Origin of the sequence: Kribbella sp. NPDC051137 (genome assembly GCF_040682535.1) — a bacterium.
GTDB classification, from domain to species: Bacteria; Actinomycetota; Actinomycetes; order Propionibacteriales; family Kribbellaceae; genus Kribbella; species Kribbella karoonensis.
Genome location: NZ_JBFBBI010000003.1, coordinates 1,009,915 through 1,032,209, shown reverse-complemented (window position 1 = coordinate 1,032,209; position 22,295 = coordinate 1,009,915). Strand labels below are relative to the sequence as shown.

General features: G+C 69.8%; 26 protein-coding genes. 12 read left to right on the top strand and 14 right to left on the bottom strand.

Features of this window, described 5'->3' with window-relative positions:
- Positions 1–7: 7 nt before the first annotated feature.
- Both AB0M51_RS20120 and AB0M51_RS20115 read right to left on the bottom strand, forming a co-directional pair.
- Positions 8–229, bottom strand: coding sequence for a glutaredoxin family protein (locus AB0M51_RS20120; RefSeq protein ID WP_344197606.1), 222 nt, complete (start codon positions 227–229; stop codon positions 8–10).
- An 11-nt stretch (positions 230–240) separates the two neighbouring features.
- Positions 241–1,683 carry an AMP-binding protein gene (locus AB0M51_RS20115; protein WP_344197604.1) on the bottom strand — a complete coding sequence of 481 codons (1,443 nt, stop codon included), beginning with the start codon at positions 1,681–1,683 and terminating at the stop codon, positions 241–243.
- A 394-nt stretch (positions 1,684–2,077) separates the two neighbouring features.
- Here AB0M51_RS20115 and AB0M51_RS20110 point away from each other — a divergent pair, with 394 nt between their 5' ends.
- Together AB0M51_RS20110 and AB0M51_RS20105 are read left to right on the top strand one after the other, a co-directional pair.
- On the top strand, positions 2,078–2,620 hold the full coding sequence (locus AB0M51_RS20110) for a sigma-70 family RNA polymerase sigma factor (protein WP_130384882.1): 543 nt from the start codon (positions 2,078–2,080) through the stop codon (positions 2,618–2,620).
- A 205-nt stretch (positions 2,621–2,825) separates the two neighbouring features.
- Positions 2,826–3,956, top strand: a complete 1,131-nt coding sequence (locus tag AB0M51_RS20105; RefSeq protein ID WP_344197601.1) for a DUF5667 domain-containing protein — start codon at positions 2,826–2,828, stop codon at positions 3,954–3,956.
- Positions 3,957–4,307: 351 nt separating this feature from the next.
- Here the strand turns inward: AB0M51_RS20105 and AB0M51_RS20100 are convergent, their stop codons facing one another.
- The 3 genes from AB0M51_RS20100 to AB0M51_RS20090 all read right to left on the bottom strand — a co-directional run bounded on the left by AB0M51_RS20100 (position 4,308) and on the right by AB0M51_RS20090 (position 6,706).
- Positions 4,308–5,249 carry a lysophospholipid acyltransferase family protein gene (locus tag AB0M51_RS20100; RefSeq protein WP_344197599.1) on the bottom strand — a complete coding sequence of 314 codons (942 nt, stop codon included), beginning with the start codon at positions 5,247–5,249 and terminating at the stop codon, positions 4,308–4,310.
- Between the two features lie 310 nt (positions 5,250–5,559).
- Positions 5,560–6,567 carry an NAD-dependent epimerase/dehydratase family protein gene (locus AB0M51_RS20095; protein ID WP_344197597.1) on the bottom strand — a complete coding sequence of 336 codons (1,008 nt, stop codon included), beginning with the start codon at positions 6,565–6,567 and terminating at the stop codon, positions 5,560–5,562.
- A 37-nt stretch (positions 6,568–6,604) separates the two neighbouring features.
- Positions 6,605–6,706, bottom strand: a complete 102-nt coding sequence (locus AB0M51_RS20090; protein WP_008356322.1) for an AURKAIP1/COX24 domain-containing protein — start codon at positions 6,704–6,706, stop codon at positions 6,605–6,607.
- A gap of 110 nt (positions 6,707–6,816) precedes the next feature.
- Between AB0M51_RS20090 and AB0M51_RS20085 the strand changes: the two genes are divergently transcribed.
- Positions 6,817–7,479 (top strand): class I SAM-dependent methyltransferase, encoded by a 663-nt coding sequence (locus AB0M51_RS20085; RefSeq protein ID WP_344197595.1) that lies wholly within the window; start codon positions 6,817–6,819, stop codon positions 7,477–7,479.
- Between the two features lie 31 nt (positions 7,480–7,510).
- Entirely contained in the window at positions 7,511–7,993 is a 483-nt protein-coding gene (locus AB0M51_RS20080) for a GNAT family N-acetyltransferase (RefSeq protein ID WP_344197593.1), read from the top strand.
- On the opposite strand, the gene AB0M51_RS20075 is transcribed toward AB0M51_RS20080, so the two are convergent.
- Positions 7,990–8,163 carry a hypothetical protein gene (locus AB0M51_RS20075; RefSeq protein WP_344197591.1) on the bottom strand — a complete coding sequence of 58 codons (174 nt, stop codon included), beginning with the start codon at positions 8,161–8,163 and terminating at the stop codon, positions 7,990–7,992. The two genes, AB0M51_RS20080 and AB0M51_RS20075, sit on opposite strands and share 4 nt — an antisense overlap.
- A gap of 104 nt (positions 8,164–8,267) precedes the next feature.
- Here AB0M51_RS20075 and AB0M51_RS20070 point away from each other — a divergent pair, with 104 nt between their 5' ends.
- Entirely contained in the window at positions 8,268–8,483 is a 216-nt protein-coding gene (locus tag AB0M51_RS20070; protein WP_344197590.1) for a hypothetical protein, read from the top strand.
- A 174-nt stretch (positions 8,484–8,657) separates the two neighbouring features.
- Here AB0M51_RS20070 and AB0M51_RS20065 read toward each other — a convergent pair whose 3' ends face one another.
- Positions 8,658–10,433, bottom strand: a complete 1,776-nt coding sequence (locus AB0M51_RS20065; RefSeq protein WP_363749708.1) for a BTAD domain-containing putative transcriptional regulator — start codon at positions 10,431–10,433, stop codon at positions 8,658–8,660.
- A gap of 53 nt (positions 10,434–10,486) precedes the next feature.
- Between AB0M51_RS20065 and AB0M51_RS20060 the strand changes: the two genes are divergently transcribed.
- Complete coding sequence (locus AB0M51_RS20060; protein ID WP_344197587.1) at positions 10,487–11,347, top strand: alpha/beta hydrolase; 861 nt, start codon at positions 10,487–10,489, stop codon at positions 11,345–11,347.
- Positions 11,348–11,395: 48 nt separating this feature from the next.
- On the opposite strand, the gene AB0M51_RS20055 is transcribed toward AB0M51_RS20060, so the two are convergent.
- On the bottom strand, positions 11,396–12,631 hold the full coding sequence (locus AB0M51_RS20055; protein ID WP_344197585.1) for an amidohydrolase family protein: 1,236 nt from the start codon (positions 12,629–12,631) through the stop codon (positions 11,396–11,398).
- A 64-nt stretch (positions 12,632–12,695) separates the two neighbouring features.
- Here AB0M51_RS20055 and AB0M51_RS20050 point away from each other — a divergent pair, with 64 nt between their 5' ends.
- Positions 12,696–13,175 (top strand): MarR family transcriptional regulator, encoded by a 480-nt coding sequence (locus tag AB0M51_RS20050; protein WP_344197583.1) that lies wholly within the window; start codon positions 12,696–12,698, stop codon positions 13,173–13,175.
- 44 nt (positions 13,176–13,219) lie between these two features.
- On the opposite strand, the gene AB0M51_RS20045 is transcribed toward AB0M51_RS20050, so the two are convergent.
- From AB0M51_RS20045 to AB0M51_RS20035, 3 genes are all read right to left on the bottom strand, one after another.
- Positions 13,220–13,435 (bottom strand): helix-turn-helix domain-containing protein, encoded by a 216-nt coding sequence (locus tag AB0M51_RS20045; protein ID WP_012923942.1) that lies wholly within the window; start codon positions 13,433–13,435, stop codon positions 13,220–13,222.
- Between the two features lie 118 nt (positions 13,436–13,553).
- Positions 13,554–14,729 (bottom strand): acetoin utilization protein AcuC, encoded by a 1,176-nt coding sequence (locus AB0M51_RS20040; RefSeq protein ID WP_344197582.1) that lies wholly within the window; start codon positions 14,727–14,729, stop codon positions 13,554–13,556.
- A 17-nt stretch (positions 14,730–14,746) separates the two neighbouring features.
- Positions 14,747–15,058 carry a hypothetical protein gene (locus AB0M51_RS20035; protein ID WP_363749707.1) on the bottom strand — a complete coding sequence of 104 codons (312 nt, stop codon included), beginning with the start codon at positions 15,056–15,058 and terminating at the stop codon, positions 14,747–14,749.
- A 74-nt stretch (positions 15,059–15,132) separates the two neighbouring features.
- On the opposite strand from AB0M51_RS20035, the gene AB0M51_RS20030 reads away from it, so the two are divergent.
- The 4 genes from AB0M51_RS20030 to trpS all read left to right on the top strand — a co-directional run bounded on the left by AB0M51_RS20030 (position 15,133) and on the right by trpS (position 18,956).
- Positions 15,133–15,690 carry a TetR family transcriptional regulator gene (locus AB0M51_RS20030; protein ID WP_363749706.1) on the top strand — a complete coding sequence of 186 codons (558 nt, stop codon included), beginning with the start codon at positions 15,133–15,135 and terminating at the stop codon, positions 15,688–15,690.
- Positions 15,691–15,749: 59 nt separating this feature from the next.
- Complete coding sequence (locus tag AB0M51_RS20025) at positions 15,750–16,844, top strand: GDSL-type esterase/lipase family protein (RefSeq protein WP_344197577.1); 1,095 nt, start codon at positions 15,750–15,752, stop codon at positions 16,842–16,844.
- Between the two features lie 236 nt (positions 16,845–17,080).
- A complete protein-coding gene (locus AB0M51_RS20020) occupies positions 17,081–17,839 on the top strand; it encodes a hypothetical protein (RefSeq protein ID WP_344197575.1) in 759 nt (252 codons plus the stop codon).
- A gap of 148 nt (positions 17,840–17,987) precedes the next feature.
- The gene (gene trpS / locus AB0M51_RS20015; protein WP_344197573.1) at positions 17,988–18,956 is read left to right on the top strand and encodes a tryptophan--tRNA ligase; all 969 of its coding nucleotides are present in this window, start codon (positions 17,988–17,990) and stop codon (positions 18,954–18,956) included.
- Between the two features lie 38 nt (positions 18,957–18,994).
- On the opposite strand, the gene AB0M51_RS20010 is transcribed toward trpS, so the two are convergent.
- Positions 18,995–20,176, bottom strand: coding sequence for a transposase (locus AB0M51_RS20010; protein ID WP_363749867.1), 1,182 nt, complete (start codon positions 20,174–20,176; stop codon positions 18,995–18,997).
- Positions 20,177–20,295: 119 nt separating this feature from the next.
- Here AB0M51_RS20010 and AB0M51_RS20005 point away from each other — a divergent pair, with 119 nt between their 5' ends.
- Positions 20,296–21,042 carry an endonuclease/exonuclease/phosphatase family protein gene (locus AB0M51_RS20005; RefSeq protein ID WP_344197571.1) on the top strand — a complete coding sequence of 249 codons (747 nt, stop codon included), beginning with the start codon at positions 20,296–20,298 and terminating at the stop codon, positions 21,040–21,042.
- Here AB0M51_RS20005 and AB0M51_RS20000 read toward each other — a convergent pair.
- Together AB0M51_RS20000 and AB0M51_RS19995 are read right to left on the bottom strand one after the other, a co-directional pair.
- A complete protein-coding gene (locus AB0M51_RS20000) occupies positions 21,028–21,930 on the bottom strand; it encodes a TIGR03560 family F420-dependent LLM class oxidoreductase (protein WP_344197568.1) in 903 nt (300 codons plus the stop codon). The genes AB0M51_RS20005 and AB0M51_RS20000 overlap by 15 nt on opposite strands.
- A gap of 4 nt (positions 21,931–21,934) precedes the next feature.
- Positions 21,935–22,291: a helix-turn-helix domain-containing protein gene (locus AB0M51_RS19995; protein ID WP_344197566.1), complete on the bottom strand. Its 357-nt coding sequence runs from the start codon at positions 22,289–22,291 to the stop codon at positions 21,935–21,937.
- Between the last annotated feature and the right edge of the window lie 4 nt (positions 22,292–22,295).

Here is a 22,295-nt window from a genome sequence, read left to right as displayed (position 1 = left end):
GTGACCCCTACCTCATCAGCGCTTTTCGCAGTCGAGCGGGGTCCACACGCCAGAAGTCGTGCTGCTTGCCGTCCACGAACGTGACCGGGATCTGTTCGCCGTACTGCGTGAACAACCGGTCGTCCTGTGTGATGTCCACCTCGGACCACTCCACGCCCGCCTCGGCGCAGACCGCCCGGATGATCTCCCGGGCGTCGTCGCAGAGATGACACCCTGGTTTCCCATACATCAAGACCCTGCTCATCGCTCCCGCAGCCGTCCCTTCGCGACCTTGCCGGTGACCGAGTGCGGCAGGTGCTCCACCACCTCGATCTCCACCGGGCACTTGAACCGGGCCAGCCGGGCCGCGGCGTACTCCCGGACCGTTGCGACGTCGACCGATGCGTCCGGCAACGGCACCACGAACGCCTTCACCGCCTCGCCGGTCTCCTCGGACGGTACGCCGATCACCGCGGCCTCGCGGACGCCCGGAGCACCCACCAGGACGTCCTCGACCTCGCTCGGGAAGACGTTGAAGCCGGACACGATGATCAGCTCGCGCAACCGGTCGACCAGGAACAGGTCGCCGTCGGCGTCCAGGTATCCGACGTCACCGGTCCGGTACCAGCCGTCCGCGTCCGGGCCGTCGGCACCGTCCGGCCAGTAGCCGGAGAACAGGTTGCCGCCGCGGATCAGGATCTCCCCCGGGTCGTCGCCCTCGACGTCCTCGCCCTGCTCGTCGGCGATCCGGAGCTCGACGTTCGGCAGCGGCCGGCCGACCGAGCCCGGCTTCGGAGCGGCCTCGCCGAGCGTCGTGGTGACGCCGGGGGACGCCTCGGTCAGCCCGTAGCCCTGGTGGACGTGCAGGCCGGTCGCCGCTTCGAACCGGTCCGCCAGCCCACGGTCGAGGGTGGACGCCCCGGTCAGCACGACCTTGACCGTCTTCAGCCCCTCCCGCAGGTCCGGGCGGGACAGCAGCGCGTGCAGGGCCGGCGGGGCGAGCGGCAGCCGGGTCACGCCGTACCGGCCGATCAGTCCGAGGGTCTGCTCCGGGTCGAACCGGCGCTCGACGATCAGCGCGGCGCCGGTGGCGACCGCCCAGCCGAGGACCGCGTTCAGGCCGAACGCGTGGAACATCGGCAGCACCCCGAGCACCACGTCCTCGGGGCCCATCCGGTCCTCGCCGAGCTGGGTGAGGTTCTGCACATTCGCCGAAAGTGCCCGATGGGTGAGCATCGCGGCCCGCGGGTCGCCACTGGTCCCGGACGTGTAGAGGAGCACCGCGAGGGTCTCCGGGTCGATCGCCGGAAGTAACGGAGCGTCACCCTGGAGCTCGTCCGGGGCCACCGTCCGGACCCCCTCGACGCGCTCCGCGAGGACCGCGTCGACGATCGCCAGCCGGGCCCCGGAGTGCTCCGCGACGGTCGCCAGCTCGGGCTTGGTGAGGCCGGTGTTCAGCGGTACGGCGACCAGCCCGGCCCGGAGAACGCCCAGGTAGGACGTGACGAACTCGATGCTGTTGGCAACCAGGAGCAGCACCCGGTAGCCCGGTACCAGGCCGGCCGCGGCGAGCCCCTGCGCGGTCCGGTCGACGGCCTGGTCGAGCTCGCTCCAGGTCAGCCGCCGATCCCCGTCGACCAGCGCGGGACGCCCGCCGTGACGTTGCGCTGTGTCACGAAGGATGTCCGCGAAATTCACGTTCACCAGGCGAGTCTGTCACGCCCGGGATCCGGGCCGGGAGCAACCAGCTTGCCCAGAACGGTTGCAGCGGAGCGTGACCACCGATATACAGGTGACTTCGCGGCCGAGCTTCTGTCGAACCTCACACTGCAGAAACCCGTCCGCGCGGGGATCCTCATGCGCGACGTACCACTCCCCGACAGCAGGCTGCTCCGTTTTGCACCGGACGCAGTCCGCTGGCGCATTCGTGACCATCGGACCGGACGGAAGGCGGCACGCCCCAGCCTGTTGACAGCACGTGCCCGAGCGGTAACGCTCTGTGCTGATTCAGTTACTGAGGCCATTCGCGGATGTGTCGAACGACGTGTCAGTCGAACGGGGAGACAACTTGACCACGCCGGAACCAAGCCCGGACGGGATGCGACGTGCAGAGCTCGTCGATCGCGCCCAGGCCGGGGACGTCGGTGCCTTCGGTGAGCTGTACGACGAGTACTCGCTCACCGTCTATCGCTACATCTACGCCCGGGTGTCGTCGTCGGCACTCGCCGAGGACCTGACCAGCGAGACCTTCGTGCGGGCGCTCCGCGCGCTGGACTCGTTCCGCTGGCAGGGCCGGGATTTCGGCGCCTGGCTGGTGACGATCGCCCGGAACCTGATCACCGACCACTACAAGTCCGGCCGGGTCCGGCTCGAGGTGGTCACCGACGAGATCGAGACCCACGACCGGCAGACCGAGGGTCCGGAGATCGACGTGCTGGCCGCGGCCACCGCGGAGGTACTCCGGGACGCGGTCGCCGGCCTGCCCGACGAGCAACGTGACTGCCTGACGATGCGGTTCTTCGCGGGCCTGTCGATCGCCGAGACGGCCAAGGCGCTGGAGAAATCCGAGGGCGCCGTCAAGCAGCTCCAGCTGAGAGCCGTGCGGCACTTGGCGAAGGTTATCCCCAAGGACTTGAGATGAGGCGGATGACAACGAACGTCTTTCGTAACCAGTCAGGGAGTTACCTCGTTTGCCTGGTGAGGACCTGTCGGTGACCCCGACTGGCCATTGAGGAGAACGAGAACTCATGAGTGACCTACACAGGGCTCGAGCGCGCGCGGAGGCATTCGCGCACGCCGTCGATCACGGGCCCCGTCACTCCGCGCGACTGGGCGACGATCCAGAGTTGCTGGAAGCTGTGGAGCTGGTCGGACGGCTGAGGACCGCCGGCGCAGTTGCACCGCGACCCGAGTTCAGTGCCGAGCTGCGGCACCGCCTGATGGAGCAGGCGGCGGCGCGGGCGGCGACCACTGGGACTCAGCTGACGGTGCACACCGCACCAGACGACTCGGACGACCCGCCGGGTAGCGAGGACGTTGGCGCGTCCGTGACAGATATCCGCCGCCGCCAGGGCCGGAAGATCCGGTTGGTGGCCTCGACAGCCGCGCTGGTGCTGCTGGGAGGTGGCATCGGTTCTGCCGCCGCCGCCCAGCAGGCGATGCCCGGCGACACGTTGTACGGGATGAAGCGCAGTATCGAGAACGTGGCCACCAATGTGGGTGTCGGCGACGACTCCCGCGGCCGGCGCGACCTCGAGCATGCGATGACCAGGTTGTCCGAAGTCCGCGAGCTGACCGACAACGGCGGTTCGGTGGACACCATCAACGCGACGCTGGACGACTTCTCGGCGCAGGCCCGCAAGGGCGTGTCCCGGCTGCTCGCGTCGTACCAGCAGAACAGCGACGAGAGCTCGATCAGTGCGATCACGTCGTTCATCACCAGCGCCCGCCAGGCCTTGGTGGGCGCGACGCCGAACCTCCCGCCGGAGTCGTTGAAGTCCGGTGTCGAGGCGCTCGCCACGATCGAGCAGCTGGCGCAACTCACCACGGCCGCGTGCCCGAAGTGCGATGCGCCGAAGCCGGCCGCCGGAGCCCCGAGCACCGGCAGCACCACGAGCAACCATCCGAACCGCACCACCCCCGGCGTGAACGAGCCGAGCGACCCGGTGAAGGCCTCGTCGACCAGCCCGAAGGCTTCGTCGACGATCCCGACCCCGGTGGACTCGACCTCGCAGCAACCGGGCACCACGCCGACCAATGTGCCGAACACGACGATCCTCGAGGAGTCCGCTACTCCGCCGCCGACCGTCCTGAAGACTCCACCCAAGCCGTCGTCGTCAAACTCGCCGATTGCGACGCCTACGGTGCTGCCTTCCACGTTGACACCGGCCACACCGTCGTGGCCCTGGCCGTTCCCGACCACCCCGCTGATCAACCTGCCTGGCCTGGTCCAGACTCTGCTTCCACCCTGGAAGTAGCAGGCCCTCAGCACCCCAGCCCCCGGCGCTCGCGCCGGGGGCTGGGTCGTCTCCACCCCGCGCAGCCCGCCTCCCCGTCGGTGTCCCACCTCCCCGCGGGTGTCCCCACCGCGCCGCGGCGCCCACGCCCCCAGGTGCGCGGAGCCCACGCTGCCCCGTCGCCCCTCGCACGCGAGGGGATATCCGTTGGTGTTGGTGCTTCGCCCCTCTACTACCAACAGAGAACCCACAACACGAGGGGATATCCGGCTCAGGAGAGCCGGATTTCCCCTCACGTGGAGGAAGGAGCGCGGGCGCGGAAGCGCGGGCGCGTGACGCGGGAGTGTGGCGCGGGGGCCAGGTGTGCGGGGGTTAGAAGAAGACGCTGCGGCGTTGCATGAGCAGTGTGTAGAGGGTCTGCTGGATGGTTTCGCGGACCTGGTCGGTGACGTTGAAGACCAGCATCGGGTCGTCCGCGGCGCCGTCGGCGAAGTCGTCGGTCCGGATCGGTTCGCCGAACTCGATCAGCCACTTGGACGGCAACGGGATCAGGCCGAGCGGGCCGAGCAGCGGGAAGAACGGGGTGACCGGGATGTACGGGACGCCCAGCAGCCGGGCCAGTGAAGCGATGTTGCCGACCAGCGGATAGATCTCCTCGGCACCGACGATCGAGCACGGCACGATCGGTACGCCGGTCCGCATCGCGGCGCTGACGAACCCGCCGCGGCCGAAGCGCTGCAGCTTGTACCGCTCGGAGAACGGCTTGCCGAGGCCCTTGAAACCCTCCGGCCAGACGCCGACCAGGTTGCCCTGGCGGAGCAGCCGCTCGGCGTCGTCGTTGTTCGCCAGCGTGGCGCCGCCCTTGCGGGACAGCTCACCGACGAACGGCGTCTGGAACACCAGGTCAGCCGCGAGCGTACGCAGCGGGCGGCCGGTGTGGTCCGCGACCACGACCTGGCTGACCAGCCCGTCGAGCGGCATCGTGCCGGAGTGGTTCGCGACGATCAGTGCGCTGCCGTCGGCCGGGATGTTCTCGATTCCCCGCACCTCGACCCGGAACCACTTCTCCACCATCGGCCGCAGCATCGGCAACAGCACCTGGTCGGTCAGCTCCGCGTCGTACCCGAACTCGTCGAGCTCGTACTCACCCGTCAGCCGCCGTCGCAGGAACGCCAGCCACTCCGCGACCCGCCGCTCCCCGTCCGCCCCGAACAGCTCCCGCACGCCCCGCTCGAGCCGCCCGAAGTCCAGCCCGCCCAAGTCGAGCCCGCCGTCACCCGCCAGGGACACGTCCGGCCCGTCGACATCCGGCACGCCGCTGTCCACGGCGCCGCCCGAGCCCCCCGAGCCGCCGGAGCTGCTGGAGCCGCCGGCAGCGTCCGCGGCGGACCGACCACTGACGCCTCGCCCCGCTCCGCCGCGGCGTCCCGCCGGTTCAGCCGACCCAGCCGCGCGCTTCGCGCTCGCGGCGCCGGAGGTCGCGGTTGGCGGTTCGGTGTCGGGGGGCGTGTTCTTCTTGCGAGCCTTTGATCCTGCGAGGGAGCGAGCTGCTGACGAGGGGGTGGTTCGGCGGCTGCTGCCGCGGCCGGGGTGGCCGGCGGCGCCGATCGGGATGATGTCGGCGTCAGCCACGGAGTGCCCCCAGACCGGCGTGCAGCAGGCCGGACGCCCGGGACATCGCGCCGGTGCCGAGCGACCGGCGGAAGTCGTCGAACGCCTCCGCGGTCGTGTACTCGGGCTCGAACCCGAACTCGCTGCGCATCCGCGTCGTGTCCACACCCCGCCCGTACGTCAGGAACGTGATCTGATCCGGCGAGAAGTCCGCCAGCCGGGCCCGCCGCACCACGGCCGCCGTACTCGAAGCAGTGAACGACGGCAGCCGGAGCGTGGGCCGGCCGAGCCGGCGGATCGCCTGGGACAGCGACAGTACGCCGTCACCGGCCAGGTTGAACGTCCCCGGCAGGTCGTGCACGGTGGCATGCCGGATCGCCTCGACGCCGTCGTCCTCGTGCAGGAACTGCAGGCGCGCGTCGTACCCGAACACCGTCGGCACGACGGGGAGCCCGAAGTACCGGGTGATCGGGGAGTCTGTCTTGGGGCCGATCCAGTTCGCCATCCGGAGCGTGCTGACGCAGACGTCGGGGCGGCGCCGGGCGAAACCCCGCACGTACCCCTCGACCTCGACCGCGTCCTTGCTCAGCCCGTGGTGATGGATCGCCCGCGGCGCCATCTCCTCGGTGAACATCGCCGGGTCCCGCGGACCCGCGCCGTACACCGTGGTCGAGGACTTCACCACCAGCTTCGCGACGCCGGGCGCCTTCTGGCACGCGGCGAGCAGCTGCATGGTGCCGATGACGTTGATCTCCTTCATCGACGACCGGCCGCCGGCGCTGCCGGGGGTGGCCACGACGCCGGTGTGGACGACCGTGTCCACGTCCTCAGCGGCGATCACCTTGGCGATCACCGGGTTGCGGATGTCGGCCCGGACGAACCGGACCCGGCCGAGCTCCGCGCGCGGCGGGACCACGTCGACGCCGATCACGGCGCCGATCGACGGGTCCTCGGTCAGTCTCCGAGCACAGCGAGCACCGGCGTCCCGCGAGACGCCGGTCACCATCACCACCTGTGCCACGAGCTACCCCCAGCCGGACCGGGCGCGGCAGAACTACTTACTTGCCGAGCTTGCGGCGCTGCACCCGCGTCTTCTTCAGCAGCTTGCGGTGCTTCTTCTTCGCCATACGCTTACGGCGCTTCTTGATAACGGAACCCACGTCGGACCATCCAAACTCAAAGAGAACGTCGGCAAAGCTTACCCGTAGGTCGCTTGTCCGACCTAAAGCAGGCTCCTCTACTAGACTGGCACCTTACCTGGGGAGGCTGGATGCGGGCTCGGTACGACGGCTTGGCGGAGTGGTACGACGAGCGTTTCGGGGCCGACGCGCCACCTCACCAGCCCGGTCTGCTGGAACTGCTCGGCCCCGGTTCGGGCCCGTGCCTGGACATCGGCTGCGGCACCGGGCGGAACTTCGACAGCATCCGCGCCAGCGGCCGGAGCGTCGTCGGCCTGGACTTCTCGATCGACCAGCTCCGGCGCGCCCGGATGCGCACGGACGGCCCGCTGCTGCACGGCGACGCCGCCGTCCTGCCGTTCGCGGACGCGTCGTTCGACACCGCGATCACGCTGTGGATCTCGACCGACGTCGACGATTTCGGCGCCGTACTGCGGGAGGCCGCGCGGGTGCTGCGGCCCGGGGGTGTGCTGGTCGCGTACGGCGTCCATCCGTGCTTCAACGGGCCGCACGTCGTGTACGAGGACGACGGGCGGCGGACCGTGTACCAGACGTACCGACAGACCGGCTGGCACACCGAGATGCCGTGGTGGGCCGAGGACGGGATCCGGCGGCGGATCGGTATGTCGCATCTCACGCTGGCCGACTACCTCAACGCGATCATCGGGAGCGGGCTGGTCGTCGAGCGGTTCGAGGAACCCGCGGGGCACGACATTCCGCACGCCCTGGCCTTCCGCGCCCGCCGTCCCGGCTGAGCTTGTCGGTGGCCGCTGATGTACTGGGTCCATGGTGACGCTGGTCAGCTGGAGTGAGCAGGACTTCGAGTTGCTCGAGCGCTGCAACACGCCCGAGATGACGGCGTACCTCGGTGGTCCGGAGACGCCCGAGAAGTTGCGGGACCGGCATCGCAAGTACGTCGACAACGCGTTCACCGGGCAGATGTTCGTGATCCTCACCGCCGCCGGTGAGCGGGCCGGCTCGATCGGGTACTGGGAACACGCCGAGGGCGACGAGACCGTCTGGGAGACGGGATGGGCGATCCTGCCGGAGTTCCAGGGACGCGGACTGGCCACGGAGGCGGTGCACGAGGTGGCGAAGGTCGCGGCCGCGTCGGGCTCACACCGGACGCTGCACGCGTACCCCGGCGTGGCCAACACCGCGTCCAACGCGTTGTGCCGCAAGGCCGGGTTCACGGCACTCGGCGAGCGCGACTTCGAGTACCCGAAGGGGCACTGGATGCGCTGCAACGATTGGAGTCTCGACCTTTAGGCTGCCTTGCGGACCGCGACCGGAGTGACGGGCTTGGTGAGGACGGCCAGGTGCGGGGTGGCGGTGCGCGTGGTGGTGCTCGCGTAGGCGGCGGGGGTGAAGGCGACGGCGGCCAGGCCCAGGGTCGCGATGGTGCCCACGGCAACGGTTCTGACGATTCGGATCGGCATCGGGAGCCTCCTTCGGGTTGGTGATTCCATCCTGAGGGAGCGGTCTGCGACGGCCCTGGAAGGTTCCTGGGAGCCGGCTGGGAGTGCGAGGTAGCGTGGATCGCATGGCGTACGTCGTGTTCCTCGCGGGGGTCGTGGTGGTGCTCGCGGGCCTGACCTGGTTCGCGTCCTGGGCCAAGCGCCGGGGCCGCAGCTCGGGTGTGGCGGGCGCGCTCGCGGCGTACGAAGAGGCGTACCGGACGACCGCCCACCAGTCGCATCACGAGCTGCGCCGGCAGTCCGAGCGCACGTCGGAGTCCGCCTCGCCCGACGACCTTTAACCGAGGTAGTCCGCGACCGGGCCGAGCGTGACGAGGCCGCTGCCCGCAGCGTGCTCACCAGCCGCCGGCGCCAGTGCCTCCTGGGCCACCGCCAGCAACTCACCATCCTCCGAACGCCGAGCCGCATGCACGACCAACCCCAGATGCACCTCGAGCAACAACCCAGCCGGCGGCTCAAGCACTCCCCCGCCCCGCCGCGGCTCCGCGCCGCCGTGGGGGGGCGTCGCGGGTGGTGCGGTGGGCGGCCGGCGTGATCGTTCCGTGCACCCACGGGGTGTGGGGGCCGTAGTCGGCGGGTGGGATGGGTTGGTTGTGGCGGATGGCGTGGGTAGCTAGGGCCAGGGGGAGGAGGCCCTCGGCCAGGCCGGGCATGCCGGCGCTGGTGAGGAGGGTGGCGGCGGCGCGGTACGACTCGGGGGTGTCGGCGCGGAGGGCGGCGTACCAGCGGGTGAAGACCTCGACGAGTGGGAGTTCGTGCCGTACGGCGAGGGTGTCGGCGGCCGCGGCGTGGTCGTCTGCTGCTGTGTGGTCGGCTCGGGCGCAGGCTGATTGCAGGCGGATCAGGTGGCCGAGAACCTCGTAGGTGAAGAGGTTGTGGCGTTGCGACAACGTGACGAGTTCCGCACCGATCGCGTCCCGTTCCGGTGCGAGGCCGGCGCGATAACACGTCTGCATGAAGACTCCGTTCAACGTGAACGCCAGCAGCGCCGGATCGTCGAGACCGCGCGCGAGCTGCTCGGCCTCGCGCGCGGCCTCACGCGGGCGGATGTCCCGCGAGCCGCGGGATTCGAGCGCGATCGTGGCGAGCAGCCGGGCGCGGATGCTCGGATGGTCCTGCGTCGGCAGCACCCGTTCGGCCGCCGCCACGATCGCCGCGGACTGCGCCTCGTCGTCGGAGCGCGTCCAGATCGCCGGTACGTCGTACGCCCCGATGATGCGCGCGGTCACGTCAGGATCGCCGAGCTCCTCGGCCGCCCGTACGGCGGCCAGCCGATGCCGGCGTGCCGCCTCGAGCCCACCCCCGCCGGTGACCGCGAGATTGCGCAACAGCCCGACGGTCGACTCGATCCGCGCCCGCGTGCCACCGACAGCCCGGTCGTACGCCGCGGCCGCCTCCGCCCACACGTTCCCCGCCGGCGCGCCCTCCGCCCGGCCGTGCCCGGGCGGGGCGATCTCGGCCCGACCGTTGCCGGGCGGGGCGGTCTCCGTCCGCGCGTTGCCGGGTGGCGTGAGATGTGTTGCCTGGTTGAGGATGTCGCGCTCCAGCCGGGCCAGCGCGGGACCGGGATCCACCCCGAGTTGCCCCACCAGCGTCTCCCGGGCGCGCCGCAGTACGGCGAGCGCGTCGCCCTGCCGGTCGCTCCGGTACAACGCCAGCGCCAGCAACCGCCACGCGTCCTCACGCCACGGATGCTCGGCAACGTGCGCATCGAGATCCGGCACCGCCTCGGCCGCGAGGCCCGACTCCAGCCGCGTCTCCCCGATCCGCTCCACGGCGCGCAACCGCAACTCGGTCAACCGGGTCCGCTCCGGTAGCGCCCACGGCTCGTCCGCGAACTCGGCGTACGCCGGCCCGCGCCACAACCCCAGCGCATCCTGCAACTCGGACAGCGTGGGCGACGCCGCCCGGACGACGCTTTCGAACCGCCAGGCGTCGACGGCCTCGGTCCGCAACGCATACCCCGGGCCGTCGGTGACCAGCACCCGCGCCGGAGCCCGTGGCGCCCGGTCCGGTTCGATCGCCCGCCGGAGTGCCGCGACGAAGGTCCGCAGCGCGCTCAACGCGCCCTCCGGCGGATCGCTCCAGAGGTCGTCGACCAGCACCCTCGCCGGTACGACGCGCCCGCGCGCGACGATCAACCGCGCCAGCACCGCCCGGTGCCGCGGCCCCTTCAGATCGACCTGCTGCCGATCCCAGGCCACGACCGGCCCGAGCACCCCGAACTCCACCCGGCCACGGTAGCGCTCATCCGTTGCTCATCGACGGGCGCGACGCTGGGGGCATGAAGATCGAAGGATTCGAGTACACCCGGGTGCGCGGGGCCGGCGACGTCGAGCTGAACGTCGCCGTCGGGGGTTCGGGAACGCCGGTGGTGTTGCTGCACGGGTTCCCGCAGACGCACGTGATGTGGCGGCACGTGGCGCGGGACCTGGCGGCGGACCACACCGTGATCTGTCCGGATCTACGCGGGTACGGCGCCAGCGACAAGCCGGCGGACGGGTACTCGAAGCGGGAGATGGCGGCGGACGTGGTCGCGGTGGCCGCGGCCCTCGGGCATTCGCGGTTCGGGCTCGTCGGGCACGACCGGGGTGCGCTGGTGGCGTTCCGGGCGGGACTCGACCACCCGGACGCCGTCTCGCACCTGATGATTCTCGACGTACTGCCGACGCTCGACATGTGGGACGTGATGCACGGGGCGAGTGCGGCGGTCGGGTTCCACCTGTACCTGATGGCACAGCCGCCGGGGCTGCCGGAGCGGATGATCGCGGCGTCGGCGGACGAGTTCTTCGGGTACTTCCTCGACGTCTGGGCGAATGATCCGCGGGCGATCCCGGCCGACGTCCGGGCGGCGTACCTGGAGGCGTCGCGGAACGCCGTACCGTCGATCGTCGCGGACTACCGGGCGTCGGCGACCGTCGACGTCGCCCAGGACGAGGAGGATCTTGCCGCAGGCAACAAGCTCCGGATGCCGGTGACGGTGATCCAGCAGGACTGGGGCGCCGCCCTGGGCTTCGACGCCGCGGCCCGCTGGAAAACCTGGACCACCGACCTCCACCACCAAACCACCACAGCAGGCCACTTCATGGCGGAAACGTCCCCCACAGAGATCACCACCGCCCTGCGCGCCCTCCTCAACCGATAACCTCAAGCCCCGCGCGGAGGAGACGTCGGCCTGCACCACCCATTGGGGTCAGGAGGTGAGGTGGGCGGTTGACTCGGCGAGGGCGGTCAGTGCGGCTTTGGGCGGTGTGCTGGTGAGGCGGCCGTTGTGTTTGACGGGGGTGCCGCCTACCAGGACCGTGTCGACGTTGCCGGGGTGGGCGGCGGTGACGACGGTGGCGACCGGGTCGTGGAGGCCGCCGGCGAGGTTGAGGTCCGTGGTGCGGAGCAAGATCAGGTCGGCGTGGTTGCCGACAGCAAGCGATCCCACCTGCGACAGACCGAGTGCCTGGGCGCCACCGTACGTTGCCAGTTGCAGGACATCGGCGGCGCTGAAGCTCTCGTAGCCAAGGGCGAGAACTTCGTGCATCGCCCGGAACATGTCGCCGCCGGCCGTCGTCACCACGTCGATACCCAGGCCGAACCGCACCCCGGCGGCCCGCAACCGTCCGGCCAGCGGGTCACCCATCTGCATCCGGGCCTCGACGGTCGGCGTCGTCGACATCGCCGCGCCGGTCCCCGCGATCACCTTCAGCTCGGCGTCCGTCAGCTTGTTGCCGTGCACGTACAGCGTGTTCGCCCGCGCGAGCCCCGCGTCCCGCAACCGCGTCACCGGATCCGGCAGCTCCGAACTGCTGCTCAGGTGCACCACGACCGGCACCCCCAGCGAGTCCGCCAGCTCCCAGTCCGCCCGCACCGTCTCGAACGGCGCGAACGACGGCCCGATCGCCGCGACAGCCAACTCGAGCCGATCGGACCGGCGCGCCATGATCCGCCGCATCTCCCCCGCGTCCACCGCACCACCGCTCAGCGGCGACGGCCCGTACCCGAACACTGCCCGGATCCCGCTCCGCTCCAGCGCGTCCAGCGCCGCGTCGGCGTGCTCGGGAGTGTGCTGCACATGCGAGTAGTCCTGCACGGTGGTGATCCCGGCATCCAAACACTCCAACGCGCCGACAAGATTGCCTGTGGCAACATCTTCCGCCCGGAACCGCGACCCGTACACCCCGAGCACCACCTCGAAGTACGACCCGAGCCCGGCGTCCACCACGGTCCCCCGCAGCGCCGTCTGCCACAGGTGCCGATGCGTGTCGACGAACCCGGGCAGCACGATCCGCTCGCGCGCGTCGATCACTTCGGCGTCCGCGACGATCCCGGGACCCACGGCCGCGATCCGGCCGTCCTCGATCAATACGTCGGTGTCCCGGCGGACGACCACCTCCGGATGGGTGTCGATCACCGTCCCGCCCCGGAGCAACAGCCTCACGAACATCTCCCTCAGTAGAAAGCTTTACTGAAAGCTATCAGCAAAGCCTTCTAGGATGTCAACCATGAGCGACGATCCGGTGGACCGGCTGATCACCGCCTGGGAGCAGGAACTGCCGGAGGTGCTGTATCCGTCGACCGAGCTGACGAAGCGGATCCTGGTGCTGGCCGGCGAACTGCACGAGGCCACCCGGCGGGTGCTCCGCGATCTGGGGCTGACCACGGCGGAGTTCGACGTGATCGTGGCGCTGCGCCGCGCGGGTACGCCGTACCGCCAGAAGCCGGTCGACCTCAGCCGGACCCTGCTGCTGTCCACCGGCGGCACGAGCAACGTGACGAACCAGCTGGTACGGCGGGGGCTCGTGGTCCGCGAGCCGGATCCGGCCGACGGCCGCGGCACGCAGATCCGCCTCACCGACGAGGGGATCGCCCTGGCCGAGAAGGCCGTGAAGGCGAGCGCCGCCGCACATCACGAGCTCTGGTCCGGACTTCCGGACGAGGTCGTCGAGCGGGCGTCCGCCGCACTTCGGGGGCTGCGGACATGACGAAGGGGCCGGATCCGCGGATCCGGCCCCTTCGCTGTGTGTTGTTATCCGGCCTGAAAGAAGGCGCCCTTGAGGTAGTCGTGCACGGCATCCTCGGAGACCCGGAACGAACGACCCACCCGCACCGCGGGCAGCTCACCGGAGTGCACCAGTCGGTACACCGTCATCTTGGACACGCGCATGGCCGTGGCGACTTCCGCCACGGTCAGGAACTTCACCTCGGCGAGCGGCTGCTCACCACCGGACTTCTTTGATGCCATTGCGCACCGCACTTCCAGCACGGATCGTGCGCCGGCTTCCCCTCCGGCACCTCCGTCCGTGCATACAACGAGCGTAGTGGCTGTTGGTACGAATGGGAAAGAGGGGGACTCCTGTGACTCAGTAGGAAGGATCCAGCCCGAGCAACGGGAAGCTCGCGTCGCGCGTCGCCTTGATCGCCCGGTCGAGCCAGGTGTCCGGGTTGTAGCCCGTCGACCAGTCCACGTACGAAGGGTCCCGGCCGTCGGTCATCCGCAGCGGAGCCACCCGGCCGAAGCGCATCTGGACCTCCTCGCGCCAAGCGTCCGGAACCGGCGTCGCCGGGTCGATCGGGTTCCCGGCCACGATCGCCAGCAGATGCGTCCACGCCCGCGGCACCACGTCGACGATCGCGTACCCGCCACCACCGGTCGCGATCCACTTGCCGTCGGTCAACCGATGCGCGAGGTCGTGCAACGCGACGTACGCCGCCCGCTGCCCGTCCACGGTCTTCGTCAGATGCGCCAGCGGATCCTCGACATGCGAGTCGCACCCGTGCTGCGTGACGAGCACCTGCGGCCGGAACGCCTTCACCACGTCCGGTACGACGGCGTGGAACGCGCGCAACCAGCCCGCATCCCCGGTCCCGGGCGGCAGCGCGACGTTGACCGCCGTACCTTCCGCGTCCGGGCCGCCCGTCTCGCCGGCACTGCCTGTCCCCGGGAAGAGCGTGGTGGGCGACTCGTGCAGGCTGACCGTGAGGACGCGCGGGTCGTTGTAGAACACCGTCTGTACGCCGTCCCCGTGGTGCACGTCCACGTCGACGTACGCGACCCGCTCCGCGCCGTGGTCGAGCAGCCAGCGGATCGCGATCGCCGGGTCGTTGTACACGCAGAATCCGCTGGCCAGGTTGGGCATCGCGTGGTGCAGACCGCCGGCGATGTTCGCGGCGTGCAGTACGTCGCCCTCCCAGACCGCGCGGGCCGCCTCGACCGAGGCGCCGGCGATCCGCGCGGAGACCTCGTGCATCCGCGGGAAGCAGTACGTGTCCGACGTACCGAGTCCGTGCTCCGGGTCGGCGTCGTCGGGGTGCTCGCCGGCGTGCTTCACGGCGGCGACGTACTCCGCGGTGTGCACGGTCTCGAGCAGCGCGTCGTCCGCGGTCGGCGCGGGCACGATCTTCAGCTGATCGAGTACGCCGAGCTCCCGGGCCAGCTTGATCGTCAACTCCACCCGGATCGGACTCATCGGATGCCCACGGCCGAAGTCGTACGCCGTCAGCCCGTCGTCGAACACCAGCAACGCCTCACCACTCATGCTCCTGACCTTAACCGTCAAGCTTGTGGAAGGGGCCTGCCGAAGTGTCTGCTCAGCCAGTAGGCGCCGCGGCGGGCGTGGAAGACGGTCATCAGGAGGGCGCCGGTCGCGCCGGCGACCAGGGCGGCCCACGGGTGCATGCCGACGTGGGCGAACGTCAGCAGTACGGCGGCGATCGCGAACGCCACGAGGCCGCCGACGGCGTTGTTGGTGGCGGAGTTTCCGGTCAGGTTCGGGAACTCGCGCCCGGTGATCCCGGTGACGAAGTGCGGTACGCCGTTGAGCCCCATCAGCCCGGCCAGGAAGGCCAGCACGATCGTCTGAACCATCACCCACCCCTTTCAGTCTACGCTTGTTGACTGAAAGCGTAACACCGATGAGTCAACATGCGTAGACTGAAGCAGTGACCACCAGGGCGGAGGCGCGCAGGCAGACCGAGAGCAGGATCCTCAGCGCGGCACGGGAGTTGTTCGGTGAGCACGGGTTCGACCGGACCACGGTCCGGATGGTCGCCGCCCGGGCGGGCAGCGATCCCGGGCTGGTGATGCGGTACTTCGGCTCCAAGGAGCAGTTGTTCGCGCAGGCGGCAGCGATCCCGGCGGACGGGGCGATCGAGGGCACACCCGACGAGATCGCGGCGCAGCTCACCGCCGCACTCACCGAGAAGCTGGCCGATGAGCCGGTTGGGGCCCTGGCGGCGTTGCGCGCGATGTTCAGCCACCCGGAAGCGGCCGGCGAGGTCCGCAAGGCGATGACCGCACAGCAGCGGCAGATCGCCGACCAGCTCCCCGGTGACGACGCGCTGGTGCGGTCCGGCGTGATCGGTGCGCTGACCCTCGGACTGGTCGTCTCCCGGCACCTGGTCCAGCTCGACGGTCTCGACGTACCGCCCGAGCGGCTGATGGCGATCGCCGGCCCGCTGATCGACGAACTGGTGACGGGTTCCAGGCCGGTCGAATAGATTGCCGCGGCGGGCGCGGGTGCCGATGATCGGGGCCATCCGCCCCGAAGGAGACGCCCATGCGTGGGATCGTTCGTGCTTTGCCTGCCCTTGCCAGTCTCGGCGCCCTGGTCTTCACTCTCGGCCCGGCGCCGGCCGCCGACGAACCAGCCGTACCGGTCAACAGAGCGACACCGACCAGGATCATGCCGTTGGGCGACTCCAACACCGCGGGCGGTGACGCCGTCGGCGCGGCGTACCGGGCCGACCTCTGGCAGTTGCTGCGCGCCGACGGGCGACCGGTGGACTTCGTCGGGTCGGTGACCAGCGGGCCGGCCGGCGTACTCGGCGACCGCGACCACGAGGGGCACGGCGGCTGGACGATCGGCCAGATCCAGGGCAGCGTCACCGGCTGGCTGACCACCTACCGGCCGGACGTGATCACGCTGCAGATCGGCACCAACGACATGTACGACGACACCTCCGCGGGTGCCGCACCGGGCAAGCTGGCCACGCTGATCGGCACCATCACCACGACCCTGCCGGACGTCCAGCTGTTCGTCGCGAACCTCCCGCAGCTCGCCGACCCGAACCACTACGCCCGGGTCGCGGCGTTCAACTCCACGATCCCGGGCATCGTCGCCGCCGCCGGCCCGCACGTGCACTACGTCGACGCGAACTCCGGGCTGTTCCAGCCGTACGACTTCGTCGACATGTGGCATCCGAACTACGGCGCCGCGTCGAAGGCCGCGATCCGCTGGTACGGCGCGCTGACCGGCGTACCGATCACCCGGTTCGAGGCCGAGCAGACCGCGAACGCGACCGTCACGAACGCGAAGAAGGTGTCGATCGTGTCGGCCTCCGGCGGGGCGAAGATCGGCTACATCGACTACCCGGACAGCTCGGTGACGTTCCGGTTCCAGGTCGGCAGCGCCGGCACGTACCGGATCCGGGCGCGCGGCGCCAACGGGATGGGCACGGTCTGCAGCCACCAGGTGTCCGCGAACGGGGGTACGGCGGCGACCGTCAGCTACCCGTCGTACAGCTGGGACCTGCTCGGGGAGTCGGCGGTCGACCTGCCGCTGAACGCGGGGTGGAACACGGTGAAGTTCACCAAGGGCGCCTGCTACACCGAGCTCGACGCGATCGACGTCAGCCCGGTGCCCACCGCCTGACCAGGAGACACGACCCAGACGAACGGGCGGCGCGACACCCCTCCCTGGCCGCGCCGACCCGTCAGTGGTCCAACAGTCGATTCATCGGCGGCGGACTGCAAAGCGTTACAGGTTTTGCACTTCTCTGCCGAGAAACCGGAGAATCTGCACGACTTCCGGCACGGTCCGACTGCGGACAGTGAGATCCGGACTTGCGAGTAGGTATCCGAGGGGACCACAGTTCTTCCGTGAGGCAAATGAAACCCAACCGACGGCAGATCTTCACGGTGGGCGCAGCCGCGGCCGCCGCGTCGGTCGCCGCCTCGGCCCAGACCGCGGCCGCCGCACCGGCGGCCGTCGAGTTCGCCGCCACCACCTCCTCGACCACCGGTCCGTACGGCTCCGGCGTCGCGGGCTCGTGGACGAACAGCACCCGCGCCATCTCCACCGCCGCGCAGTTCGAGAAGACCCGGCAGACCAACGGCGTCTTCATGTTCGGCGACAGCATCTCGGTCCAGGACGGCAAGGCGCTGGCGATCCGGCTGCTGAACCGCAACGGCACCCAGCTCGCCGTCAACAACTGGTCCAGCCGGCCCAGCTCGGGCGCGGTCGACGCGCTGCAGGCGGCCGCGTCGGCGTACGGGCTGCCGCGCCGGATCCTGATGGCCAGCGGCTCGAACGACATCTTCGACCCGCCGAAGTTCCGGGCCCAGGTCGACCGTGCGATGAGCATCGCCGGCCGGGACCGGACCGTGTTCTGGGTCGACATCCAGGTCGTGCGCAGGAGCGTGACCGCGACCGTGCAGCAGGCCGACCAGCGCAACAGCGCGTGGCTCAACATGCAGCTGTACGACGCGCAGACCAAGTACCCGAACCTGCGGATCATTCGCTGGGCCGAGTGGCTCTGGGTGAAGCCGTACCGGCTGCTCAACTACCTGCGCGACGGAGTCCACCCGTCGGTGCCGCTGGGCCAGGACGCCCGCAACGAGCTGATCGTTCAATCACTGCTAAGCTGATGATGTGAACACGAACTTGCAGCTGTGGTGGGCCGCCTAGGGCGGTCCATCCCAGCGCGTGTTCGCACGCAGCCACCACGGCCGCCTCACCGAGGCGGCCTTTTTGTTTGCCCTCGGTGGGGCCTCTCGACCACTGAAGGGCACGATCATGACCTCGCTTTCCGGCATCACCCCGTCCGGGCGGCTGACGCTCGGCAACCACCTCGGCGCACTCCGCCGGTTCACCGACCCGGACGGTTTCTACTTCGTCGCGAACCTGCACGCGATGACGACCAAGCACGATCCCCGAAGACTCGCCACGCTGACCCGCGAGTTCGCGACGCTGATGCTCGCGGCCGGCGTCCCGGAGGGCACGGTGTTCGTGCAGTCCGACGTGCCCACGCACGCCCAGCTCGCGTACCTGCTCGAGTGCACGTCGTACGTCGGCGAGCTGTCCCGGATGATCCAGTACAAGGAGAAGGGCAAGGGCCGCCCGATGACGCGGGCCTCGCTGTTCACGTACCCGTGCCTGATGGCCGCGGACATCCTGCTGTACGGCGCGGAGCGGGTGCCGGTCGGCGGTGACCAGGACCAGCACGTCGAACTGGCCCGGGACGTCGCGATCCGGTTCAACCGCGAGTACGGCGAGACGTTCGTCGTACCGCGGCTGAACAAGGCGGCGCTGGCGACCAGGGTCAAGGACCTGCAGAACCCGACCGCCAAGATGAGCAAGTCCGACGCCGACGACGCGGTCGGCACGATCCGGCTGCTGGACCCGCCGGACGTGATCCGCCGGCAGATCATGCGCGCTGTCACCGATTCCGAAAACGTTGTCCGGCACGACGAGAAGAACAAGCCCGGCGTCACCAACCTGCTGGAGATCCTGGCCGCCTGCACCGCCGGCGACCCGGTCGAGCTGGCCGCCTCGTACACGTCGTACGGCGCCCTGAAGCAGGACGTCGCGGACGCCGTACTGGCGGTGGTCGAGCCGCTGCAGAAGGAGTACGCGCGGCTGGCGACCGACCCGGGCGCGATCGACCACCTGCTCGCGCAGGGCCGGGACCGGGCACTGGAGGCGAGCACGCCCCGGCTCCAGGCTGCGACCCGGGCGATGGGTTTGGCAGGATCTGCTCCTTGACGTCCTCCCCGCTCCTTCAGGGACGGGGATTCCAACCACTACGCGGAGGTAGCGAGTTGAGGTTCACGCGTCGGCGAGACCTGTACAGGCGTCTCTCGGCGTGCACAGTCGGCCCGTCCGGCCGCGATGTTGATGGCCGCGTTTACGTCCGCATGAGCCTGGTACCCACAGGCCACGCACCGGAAGACCGCTTGGTTCTCGCGGTTCTCCGGTGCGCAATGCCTGCAGGCGCTGCAGGTCTGCGACGTGTACGCGGGGTTCACTTTCTCGACTCGACCTGGCGCCTTCTGCTCCAGACGACGCACGAGGTCGCCCCAACCGTTGGCCAGGATGCCGCGGTTCAGGCCGGCTTTGGCGCGGCGCCGGTTCGGCACATACGTGCCCGGTCGTTGCGGGTCGGGCTTGGGTTTGGGGCGCCTGGTCATCTGGGCGATACGCAGGTCTTCGACCCTGACGACGTCGAAGCGTCGCGCGAGGTCGGTACTGGTTTTCTCCACCCAGTCCCTGCGCCGGTCGGTGGCGCAGGCGTGCAGGTTGGCGATCGCGGCCTTCACCCGCAGCCGCCGCTTCGAGCCGCGACAGCACCGGGCCAAGCGACGCTGCAGGTGCTTCAGCCGTTCCTGCTCACGGTTCGACAGACCCGGACACGACAAGAGTTCACCGGTGGACAGCGCGGCCGAGACCGTGACGCCGCGGTCCACTCCGACGATCTCGCCCGTGCCCGGCGCCTCGATCGGGGGCGGGACGACGGCGAACGCGACATGCCACCGGCCCAATCCATCGCAAGTGATGCGATATGACTTCACGTCCGGTAGAGGACGGGACAGCCGGAACCGAACCCAGCCGACCTTCGGTACGTTGATCTTCGCCCACTTCCGGTTCAGCCTCACGATCCTCGACGCCTGGGACCCGACGATGCGAAAGCCCTCGTGCCGACCGGCCTTTCGCCACGTCGGCCGCCGGTGGGTCCGGGAGCAGAAATTCTTGACCGCCTGGTCGAAGTCCCGCAGCGCCTGCTGCTGCACGGTCTGCGACCCAGCCCGCAGCCACCCGAAGGCCGCGCGGGCCTCGGTCAGTTGCCGCGCCTGCTCGACGTAGCCTGGCGTCGGGCCCTGGTCGGCGGTCCACATCGACCACTGCTCGAGCGCAAGGTTCCACATGTACCGCGCCTGCTTACACTGCTCCAGCAACGCAACCTGCTGCGCGGGAGTCGGGGACATCCGAAACCGGGACACGCCGTCTACCCAATCAGCCGGCACCGACATTTGCCCGCAATCCCGAAAGGAGGCAGTCGCGATTCTTCCCGTCTCGAAGGACGGGATCCCCCGCGACCAATCCGATGAAGATCCGCGCCGCTTCGTTCAACATCCGCAACTCGTCCGCACCGGACGGCGACAACGCCTGGCCGGTACGGCGGAAGGCGACCGTGGCGGCGATCGAAGCGCTGGACGCCGACGTGGTCGGGCTGCAGGAGGTGCTGCCCGACCAGCTCGAGTACCTGCGCTGGCGGTTCCCGAAGTACGAGATCGTCGGCGCCGGCCGGGACGACGGGATGAGTGCCGGTGAGCACTCCCCCGTCCTGGTCCGGCCCGGCGACTGGCGGATCGAGCGGCACGAGACCCGCTGGCTGTCCGACGACCCGGGGACGCCGGGCTCGATCGGGTGGGACGCCGACCTGACCCGGATCGCCACCCTGGTCTGGCTGCGGCACCGCAACGGTACGACGGTCGGCGTCGTCAACACGCACTACGACCACGCGGGCGAGGTCGCGCAACTGCAGTCGTCCAGGCTGATCGCCCGCTGGGTCACCGGATCGCTGCCGTGGATCGTGATGGGCGACCTGAACGCGACCCCGGACTCGCCGCCGGTCAAGACCCTGGTCGACGCCGGGCTGCGGCTCGCCGTACCGCTGTCCGAAGGTGGCAGCTGGCACGACTTCACCGGCGCCGTCGACGACGACCGCATCGACCACCTCCTGGTCACCCCAGAGTGGACCGTGACCGACGCGGCCGTCTCCCACTTCCGTCCCGAAGGTCGCGTACCGAGCGACCACTGGCCGGTCGTCGCGACACTAGAGCTTCGCTAACACCTCTTCGCGCAGCCGCTCCAACGCGTCGAACCGCCGGATTCCCTCGCCCAGGAACGCGTCCGGCACCAGCAGTTCGTCGATGCCCGCGTCCGGGTACTGCGCCACCACGTCGAGCACTTCCTGCGCCGACCCCATGATCACGTGCATCCCCCGGCTCTCGAGCCGCTGTTTGCGCTCCGCGGCCTCGGCGTCGCCGGGCACGACGACCTCCAGGAACGTCTGGGCCGACCGCCGTACCTCGTGCGGATCCCGCCCCAGTCGCTCGCAGTGCTGGGCGAACACCGCACCCTTCTGCGCCGCGAGCTCCGGCCGCCCCCAGTGGTTCCACTCGTCCGCATACTTCGCAACGATGCCCAGGGCAACCTTCTCGCCGGAGGCCCCGATCAGAATCGGGAGCTTGGCAGGCTTGGGCTCGCACGGCGCGTCCTGCAACTGGTAGTACTTGCCGTCGAACGACGTACGCTCCTGGGTGAGCAGCCCCGTGATCACCTGACAGGCTTCCTCGAACCGCTTGAGCCGCGGGCCGATCGCCGGCAGCTCGATCCCGTACACCTCGTGCTCGTTGACCTGCCACCCGGCCCCGATCCCGAGCACGAACCGACCGCCCGCCATCTGGTCGATCGTCGCGGCCGCGTTCGCCACCACAGCCGGATGCCGGTAGGTGTTCCCGAGCACCATCGACCCGACCCGCACCCGCTCGGTCCGCGCGACGATCCCCGCGATCAACGCGAGACATTCGTTCACCGGGACGCTGAGGTCGTCCCCGTTCTGCATGAAATGGTCGGCAACCCAGACCCCGTGCCATCCGGTCCGTTCGGCGTACTCCGCGCCTTCGAGCACAGACTGCCAGTTCCTGGAAGCCGCGGGCCACAAAGAAAAGTCCATGCGCTCATCCTGCCTCCTGCGCCGCGAGGACCGCCTCTCCGTTCTCTTCGGCCCACTCCGTGAGCAGCCGGATCGGCCCCATCAGCGTGCGGCCGAGGTCGGTCAGGTCGTACTCGACGCGAGGTGGGACACCGCCGTGATCGGTACGGGTGACCAAGCCGTTGGCCTGCAGCCGACGGAGCGTCTGCGTGAGCACCTTCTTCGAGATGCCACCGATCAACTCGACCAGCTCGGTGTGCCGCCGGGCGTGATCGTTCAGCCCCCACAGCACCACGACCGACCACTTGTCCGCGATCACCTCGACCGCGAGCCGCGCTGGACAGTCGGCCAGGAAGACGTCGCCGGGTTCCACACCGTACACAGCG

Excerpts from the sequence above, each read along its gene's own strand:
- AB0M51_RS20120 (WP_344197606.1), bottom strand. The coding sequence starts at position 229 with ATGTATGGGAAACCAGGGTGTCATCTCTGCGACGACGCCCGGGAGATC.
- AB0M51_RS20110 (WP_130384882.1), top strand. The coding sequence starts at position 2,078 with ATGCGACGTGCAGAGCTCGTCGATCGCGCCCAGGCCGGGGACGTCGGT.
- AB0M51_RS20085 (WP_344197595.1), top strand. The coding sequence starts at position 6,817 with ATGCGGGCTCGGTACGACGGCTTGGCGGAGTGGTACGACGAGCGTTTC.
- AB0M51_RS20080 (WP_344197593.1), top strand. The coding sequence starts at position 7,511 with ATGGTGACGCTGGTCAGCTGGAGTGAGCAGGACTTCGAGTTGCTCGAG.
- AB0M51_RS20075 (WP_344197591.1), bottom strand. The coding sequence starts at position 8,163 with ATGCCGATCCGAATCGTCAGAACCGTTGCCGTGGGCACCATCGCGACC.
- AB0M51_RS20070 (WP_344197590.1), top strand. The coding sequence starts at position 8,268 with ATGGCGTACGTCGTGTTCCTCGCGGGGGTCGTGGTGGTGCTCGCGGGC.
- AB0M51_RS20060 (WP_344197587.1), top strand. The coding sequence starts at position 10,487 with ATGAAGATCGAAGGATTCGAGTACACCCGGGTGCGCGGGGCCGGCGAC.
- AB0M51_RS20050 (WP_344197583.1), top strand. The coding sequence starts at position 12,696 with ATGAGCGACGATCCGGTGGACCGGCTGATCACCGCCTGGGAGCAGGAA.
- AB0M51_RS20045 (WP_012923942.1), bottom strand. The coding sequence starts at position 13,435 with ATGGCATCAAAGAAGTCCGGTGGTGAGCAGCCGCTCGCCGAGGTGAAG.
- AB0M51_RS20040 (WP_344197582.1), bottom strand. The coding sequence starts at position 14,729 with ATGAGTGGTGAGGCGTTGCTGGTGTTCGACGACGGGCTGACGGCGTAC.
- AB0M51_RS20035 (WP_363749707.1), bottom strand. The coding sequence starts at position 15,058 with ATGGTTCAGACGATCGTGCTGGCCTTCCTGGCCGGGCTGATGGGGCTC.
- AB0M51_RS20025 (WP_344197577.1), top strand. The coding sequence starts at position 15,750 with ATGCGTGGGATCGTTCGTGCTTTGCCTGCCCTTGCCAGTCTCGGCGCC.
- AB0M51_RS20020 (WP_344197575.1), top strand. The coding sequence starts at position 17,081 with ATGAAACCCAACCGACGGCAGATCTTCACGGTGGGCGCAGCCGCGGCC.
- trpS (WP_344197573.1), top strand. The coding sequence starts at position 17,988 with ATGACCTCGCTTTCCGGCATCACCCCGTCCGGGCGGCTGACGCTCGGC.
- AB0M51_RS20010 (WP_363749867.1), bottom strand. The coding sequence starts at position 20,176 with ATGTCCCCGACTCCCGCGCAGCAGGTTGCGTTGCTGGAGCAGTGTAAG.
- AB0M51_RS20005 (WP_344197571.1), top strand. The coding sequence starts at position 20,296 with ATGAAGATCCGCGCCGCTTCGTTCAACATCCGCAACTCGTCCGCACCG.
- AB0M51_RS20000 (WP_344197568.1), bottom strand. The coding sequence starts at position 21,930 with ATGGACTTTTCTTTGTGGCCCGCGGCTTCCAGGAACTGGCAGTCTGTG.